Consider the following 6,432-nt stretch of genomic DNA (forward strand, 5'->3'; position numbering starts at 1 on the left):
CGCCGCTTATTCTTCGGCCATGATGTCGGCAACCAGCGTGCCATAACCGGAGGGACGGTAGAAAATGATGCCGATGAGCAACCCGCCGATACCGACGATCTTCACGGTCATATTGAAGGTCGAGAGCGCGTAAAGACCGAGGATGATGAGAGCCAGGGCGCTGAGGAACGGGTATACGGCGTAGTGGATGAAGGTCCAGAGCGAGGTTTTGTAGCTGTCACGGTAGACCCAGGCGCAGACCAGCCCGGCCAGGCCGTAATAGTAGCAGACCTGCACGGCGATGGCGCTCACTGAATCGCCCAGGATGGTGGCGATGGAGGGCATGAAGCTGGAGACGAAGATCATCACCAAGCCGATGGCCATCAACAGGTACATGGTGCGCACCGGCGTTACCGTCTTGGCGTGAACAAGCGCGAAGAGGGTGCGGGAGAATTGCAGCATGGTGGTCTCGAGCGTGGCGACCGAGGAGAGAATGAGCGCCAGGGAGGCCGCATAACCGCCTGCCTTACCCAGCCCCGCGGCGACCGCGACGTGGTAGATCAGGTTATCGGAATAGCTGGAGGATTTGGCGAGGGTGAACATCATCAGCGCCGCCAGCGTGAAGGCGACAAAGGAGGCGATGGTGACGAAGATGCTCAGAAACCCACCCTGGCCGGCCGCGTTGGGGGTGTCAATCTTGGTTTCCTCAGCCAGGTTGCAGGTAACATCCCAGCCCCAGTAGAGGAACACCACCACCAGCGAGGAGGCCGCGAAAGTGCCCGGCGCGTAGTTGAAGCCGAACCAGGACCAGGAGAAATGCGTGACAGCGCCGCTGGCGCTGGTGTGCAGGAAGGCCGCGATGGAAATGCCGAAGAGGATCAGCAGTTCGATCGAGCTCATCACCACCTGGATTTTGCTGGTGAGCTCGATGCCCGCGATGAGCACGGCGCCGATGGCCACAAACCAGAGCGCGCCGATGAAGGTGGTCAACACCACATTGCTCGCCAGGGAGGGATCGAAAAGATCAATGGTCGCGGTGCCGAGCGGCACGCTGCCCGTGACCATGAACACCATGGCGGCGATGAGCAGAGCCCAGCCGGAGAAATAGCCGAAGAACCCGCCGAACACCGATTTGGTCCACTCATAGGCGGCGCCGGCATTTGTCATTTTAACATTGAGGCCCTTGTAGGCGACAGCGATCCCCAGCATGGGGACGGCAAATACCAGCAGCGCATTCGGCGAAACCGCGCCGGCAGTCGCCAGCAGACCCGCGATGGCCACGGCAATGGAGAATCCCGGCGCGGAACCCGCGATTCCCATGATGATGGATTCAAAAAACGTTAGAGAATTTGATTTTAATGTTGTGCTCATTATCGTCTTAGCCCCTTTTTTCATCGGATTAGCCTTTAGACTTTCAATTTTCAGTCCTTGGTTGCTGCTGGGTGATGCAATGGATATTGCCTCCCCCCAGAAGAATTTCACGCGCCGGAAGCATCACGATCTCTCGTTCTGGAAACAGCCGGGCCAGCACGGCCAGGGCCGCGGCATCCGTTGCCACGCCAAAGGATGGAGCAATTATCGCGCCATTTGCAATATAAAAATTCACATACGAGGCGGCGAGGCGTTCGCCGGCGGCGCGGTTCATGCCGTTCTCACCATGGTCAACACCGGCGGCTTCTTCATCGGAGATGAACATCGGCGTGGGCATCGGGATGTGCTCGACCATGATCGGGCGGCCCTTTGCATCGCGCGCGCCGTGGAGACGCTCATGCGCGGCGCGGGAGATTTCATAATGCGGGTCGGCCGGATCGCCGCACCAGCTGAGCAGCACCACGCCGGGGCGCACGAAGCAGGCCAGGTTATCAATATGGCCACCAGTCTCATCGCCGGGCACGCCCAAGCCCAGCCAGATGACATGCGAGGCGCCGAGATAGTCTTGCAGCACCCGCTCCATGTCCTGGCGCGTGGCCCCTGGATTGCGGTTTTCGTTGAGCAGACACGCCTCCGTAACGAGCACGCTGCCTTCGCCGTCGACGTGAATTGCCCCGCCCTCGATGATTTTGGGCGCGCGGAAACGCCGGGCGCGCTCCAGCTCAAGCATTTTGGCGGCCACCTGATCGTCCAGATCCCAGGGAAAATACAAGCCGCCGCCCAGCCCGCCCCAGGCGTTGAAGGGCCAGTCCACCCCGGCGAGATCCCCTGCCGGGTTGAGCAGAAAGGACGCGCCCACATCGCGCGCCCAGGAATCGTTGGTGCTAAGCTCAACGACGCGCACCGCTTGCGGGAGCATTGCGCGGGCCTGCGCGAACTGGCTGGCGCTAACCAGCATCGTCACCGGCTCGAAGCGGGCGATGGCCGAGGCCACCGCCGTGAAGGCGTGCTGCGCGGGCTTGGCCCCCAGCCGCCAGTTATCCGGCCGCTCGGGCCAGATCATCCAGCACCCCGCATGGGGCGCCCACTCCGCCGGCATCGCAAAACCAAGTTCGCGCGGCGTGGTCATCGGCATGCTGGCTTACCGGCACTATGGATATGCCTGCCGTCAAGCGTGAGCAGCGGGGAATAGAGTTCGGGGCGGCGGTCGCGAAAGACGCCCCAGGAGGCGCGGACATGTGCAAGAACGTCAAGGTCGAACGTGGCGGTGAGGACGGTTTCCGCCACGCGGTCAGCCTCGGCGATTTTGGCGCCCCTGTGATCGGCGATGAACGAGGAGCCGTAAAAAGTGATCGCCGTGCCGTGCGCCCCCTGCTCGGTGCCGACGCGGTTGGAGGCGACCAGCGGGGTGAGGTTGGCGGCGGCGTGGCCCTGCATGGTGCGCTGCCAATGGCCGCTGGAATCCAGCGTGGGGTCCTGCGGTTCGGAGCCGATGGCGGTGGGGAAGAAAAGCAGCTCCGCGCCCATCAGCGCCATGGCGCGCGCGGTTTCGGGAAACCACTGGTCCCAGCAGATACCAACGCCGATGCGGGCGTATTTGGTGTCCCACACCTTAAAGCCGGTATCGCCGGGGGAGAAGTAGAATTTCTCGGCGTAACCAGGGCCGTCGGGGATGTGGGATTTGCGGTAGTAGCCGAGATTGGCGCCATCGGCATCAAGGATGACGACGGTGTTGAAGAAGCTCTGGCCCGCGCGCTCGAACACCGAGACCGGCAGCACGACGCCAAGCTCTTTGGCAATGGGCGCGAAATGTTTGACCGCCGCGTTATCCTCCAGGGATTTTGCCAGCCCGAAGCAGGCGTGGATCTGGTCCTGGCAGAAATAGGGTGTTTCAAACAATTCCTGGATCAGAATGATCTGCGCGCCCTGCGCCGCCGCCGCGCGGACCAGTTTTTCGGCCCGCGCGATGTTTTCCGCAGCACTGGTTCCGCAAGCCATTTGCGTGGCCGCGACTGTGACGTTTCTCATGCGGTCTCCAGATACGCATCGTATTCGACATCGGAGATCCGCCGCCGCATTTCATTCACCTCCTGACGTTTGCAGGCGGTGAAGACACGTTGGAAGTCAGCGCCGAAAATGCTGGCGATGTGTGCGGAGTCTGAGAATTTTTCGAGCGCCGCGGACCAGGCGATGGGCAATGAGGGCGCGCTGGGGCTGCGCCGCTCGCCGAAGGTTTCCGGTCCGGGGTCGGCTTTGGTCTCGATCCCGTTCAGCGCCGAGCCGAGCAGCGAGGCGAAGGCGAGATAGGGGTTGCAATCGGCGCCGGCGACGCGGTGCTCGATGCGCGAGGCCTGCGGATCAGCGGTGATGACGCGCATCGCCGCCATGCGGTTGTCGTGACCCCAGTCGCCGAAGGTGGGCGCGTGGACGCCGGGAGCAAAGCGCCGGTAGGAGTTGGCGTGCGGTGCCAGGGTTAGCATCGTATCAGGCAGCGCCTTGATGATTCCGCCCAGTGCGTTGTAGAGCACCGGCGTGGCGCGCTCAGGCGTACCGGCGAAGATGTTGTTACCATTACGGTCCAGCACCGACATATGCACATGCATGCCGCTGCCCGCCCATTGCCCGTAGGGCTTGGCCATGAAGGTCGCGGTCAGCCCGTGTTTGCGCGCGACCTGTTTAATGGTGCGCTTGAACAATGTCGCGGAATCGGCGACGCGCAGTGCATCGGTCGAGTATTTCAGGGTCACCTCGAACTGGCCGGGGCCGTTCTCGCTGATCAGCGTTTCCAGCGTGATGCCCTGCGATTTTGCATTCGACATCATCTCGCGCAGGATCGGCTGATAGTCATGGATTTCACCCAGGCCCACCGCATCGATATGCCAGCCGCGCCAGCCAGAATAATCCGCGCCGCGCGGGGCGATTTTCAGACCGCCGGTCTGGCCTTGATCCACCAGGTAGAACTCCAGCTCCACCCCCAGCGCAGGGGTGAGGCCGGCGGCGGTGAAGCGTTCCAGCACGCGCGAGAGGACGCCGCGCGGATCGAGATAGAAATGGCCGCCGTCAGCCTCGCGCATGGTCAGCATGGCCTGGCAGGCCGTACCGTCCGCCCAGCCCATGCGGGTGATGGAGTGCGCGACGGCGGTGCAGAGGCCGTCGGGGTCGCCGGTGTCAAGGGCGATGCCACCCTCGACCACGTCACGGCCCCAGATATCGAGCAGGAAGGCCGAGCGCGGCATGGCGATGCCGGTGCCGAGCAAGGCTTTCGCCTTGTCCGGCTGCAGCCACTTGCCGCGCGGCACACCGTTCACGTCGATGATGAAGGCTTCAATATATTCAGCCTGAGCCATCAACTCCAATGTTTCGGTGTTGCCGGCAGATGCCGGCGCGCTCACAATGCCACCTCATGTTTTACTTGCTCGTAGGTCTGGTCCAAGGATTTTTTCGCCAGGGCGACCATCGTGTCGATTTCATCATATGAGATGATCAACGGCGGCGCGAACACCATGGTATCGCGCACGGCGCGCATGATCAGCCCGTTATTGATGCAGAAATCACGGCAGATCTGGCCAACGCGGCCGTTTTTGGCGAAGAATTTGCGGGTGCGCTTATCCGCGCTCAACTCGATGCCGCCGATCAGCCCGATGCCGCGCACTTCACCGACGAGCGGGTGATCATCGAACACCTCGTGGAATTTCTGGCGCAGCACCTCGCCCACCGTCACGGCACGCTCAACCAGCCCCTCGCCTTCGATGATGTCCAGATTCTTCAGCGCCACAGCGCAAGCAACCGGATGCCCCGAATAGGTGAAGCCATGATAATACTCGCCCGTCTGGTTGATGAGGACATTGGCCACACGGTCATGCATCAGCACCGCGGAGAGCGGGATGTAGCCTGAGGTGATGCCTTTGGCGACCGTCATCATATCCGGCTTGATGCCGAAATAATCCGAGCCGAACATCTTGCCGGTGCGGCCGAAACCGCAGATCACTTCATCGGCGATCAGCAGGATATCGTGCTCCTTGCAGATGCGGTTGATCTCGGGCCAGTAGGTTTCCGGCGGGATGATGACGCCGCCGGAGCCCTGCAACGGCTCGCCGATGAAGGCGGCGACGTTATCAGCGCCAAGCTCCTTGATTTTGTCTTCCACCTGTTTGGCGGCATAAAGTCCGAATTCGGCTGGGCTCATCTGGCCGCCGTAACCGTACCAGTAAGGCGGCAGCACCTGCGTGAAGTTTGGCATGTCGCCCGCCTGGCGGTGCATGTCCACCATGCCGCCGGCGGAAGCGCCGAGGGTGGTGGAACCATGGTAGCCATATTCACGGCCGATGACGAATTTCTTTTCCGGCTTGCCCAGGGTCTGCCAGTAAACGCGCGCGGTGCGCAGGGCGGTATCCACCGCCTCGGAGCCGGAGCAGGCGAAGAAGGCATGGTTGATGCCCTCGGGGGCGAGCTTGGCCAGACGCTGCGCCAGGGCGGCGGCCGGCGGGTTCGTGGTTTTAAAAAACGTGTTGTAGTACGGCAGTTTGGTCATCTGCGCGGCGGCGGCCTGCACCAGCTCGGGCCGGCTGTAACCCGCGTTGACGCACCACAGGCCGGCCATGCCGTCCAGGATGCGGTTGCCGTCAGAGTCTTTCAGAAATACTCCATCAGCTTCGGTGATGACGCGCACGCGGCCTTCATGCAGGGCCTTGTGGTCAGTAAAAGGATGTAAATGATACGCATTATCAATGCTCTGCCAGTTTGCGGCATCGCCCATTTTGTTCAGCATAACTGCTTCTCCCTAAAGATTTGATGATCGCGCCCGCGCTTTGGGCGGGGGCAAGAAAAAACCTTAAGCGTGGGGAGGGCTGAAGCCTATGCGCGCGCAAAGAAGGAGAAGTTCCTCCTTGAAGCTAAGCCCAACGGGAGCGGTTACCAAAACCATGCGCAATCCTTGCATGGCGGAACTGCAAGTTCAAGACAATTATAATCTGATGAAAAAAACCGGCTGGACGGGCCTGCTCCCAGCCGGTTTTTGTAACTAATACCAGTCAGCCTTAAGGCTGACTGGTATGCGCGCGGGGCTGGTGGGGCGGCCGCGCG

At 61.6% G+C, this 6,432-nt stretch carries 5 protein-coding genes; all 5 read right to left on the minus strand.

All coding sequences use genetic code 11. The features are described from left to right. Positions 1-6: 6 nt before the first annotated feature. Genes PHE40_RS01770 through PHE40_RS01790 form a run of 5 tightly spaced genes read right to left on the minus strand, consistent with a single transcriptional unit; the run spans position 7 to position 6,118 of the window. Positions 7-1,350: an APC family permease gene (locus PHE40_RS01770; protein WP_299957128.1), complete on the minus strand. Its 1,344-nt coding sequence runs from the start codon at positions 1,348-1,350 to the stop codon at positions 7-9. A gap of 43 nt (positions 1,351-1,393) precedes the next feature. Next, complete coding sequence (aguA, locus tag PHE40_RS01775; protein WP_299957131.1) at positions 1,394-2,485, minus strand: agmatine deiminase; 1,092 nt, start codon at positions 2,483-2,485, stop codon at positions 1,394-1,396. Then, positions 2,476-3,378 carry an N-carbamoylputrescine amidase gene (gene aguB / locus PHE40_RS01780; protein WP_299957134.1) on the minus strand — a complete coding sequence of 301 codons (903 nt, stop codon included), beginning with the start codon at positions 3,376-3,378 and terminating at the stop codon, positions 2,476-2,478. Before aguB ends, aguA begins: the two co-directional genes overlap by 10 nt. Further along, positions 3,375-4,697 carry a glutamine synthetase family protein gene (locus PHE40_RS01785; protein ID WP_299957136.1) on the minus strand — a complete coding sequence of 441 codons (1,323 nt, stop codon included), beginning with the start codon at positions 4,695-4,697 and terminating at the stop codon, positions 3,375-3,377. Before PHE40_RS01785 ends, aguB begins: the two co-directional genes overlap by 4 nt. 41 nt (positions 4,698-4,738) lie before the next feature. Next, positions 4,739-6,118, minus strand: a complete 1,380-nt coding sequence (locus PHE40_RS01790) for an aspartate aminotransferase family protein (protein WP_408838327.1) — start codon at positions 6,116-6,118, stop codon at positions 4,739-4,741. Positions 6,119-6,432 lie beyond the last annotated feature (314 nt).

The organism is Acidocella sp., from assembly GCF_028687955.1.
GTDB lineage: Bacteria > Pseudomonadota > Alphaproteobacteria > Acetobacterales > Acetobacteraceae > Acidocella.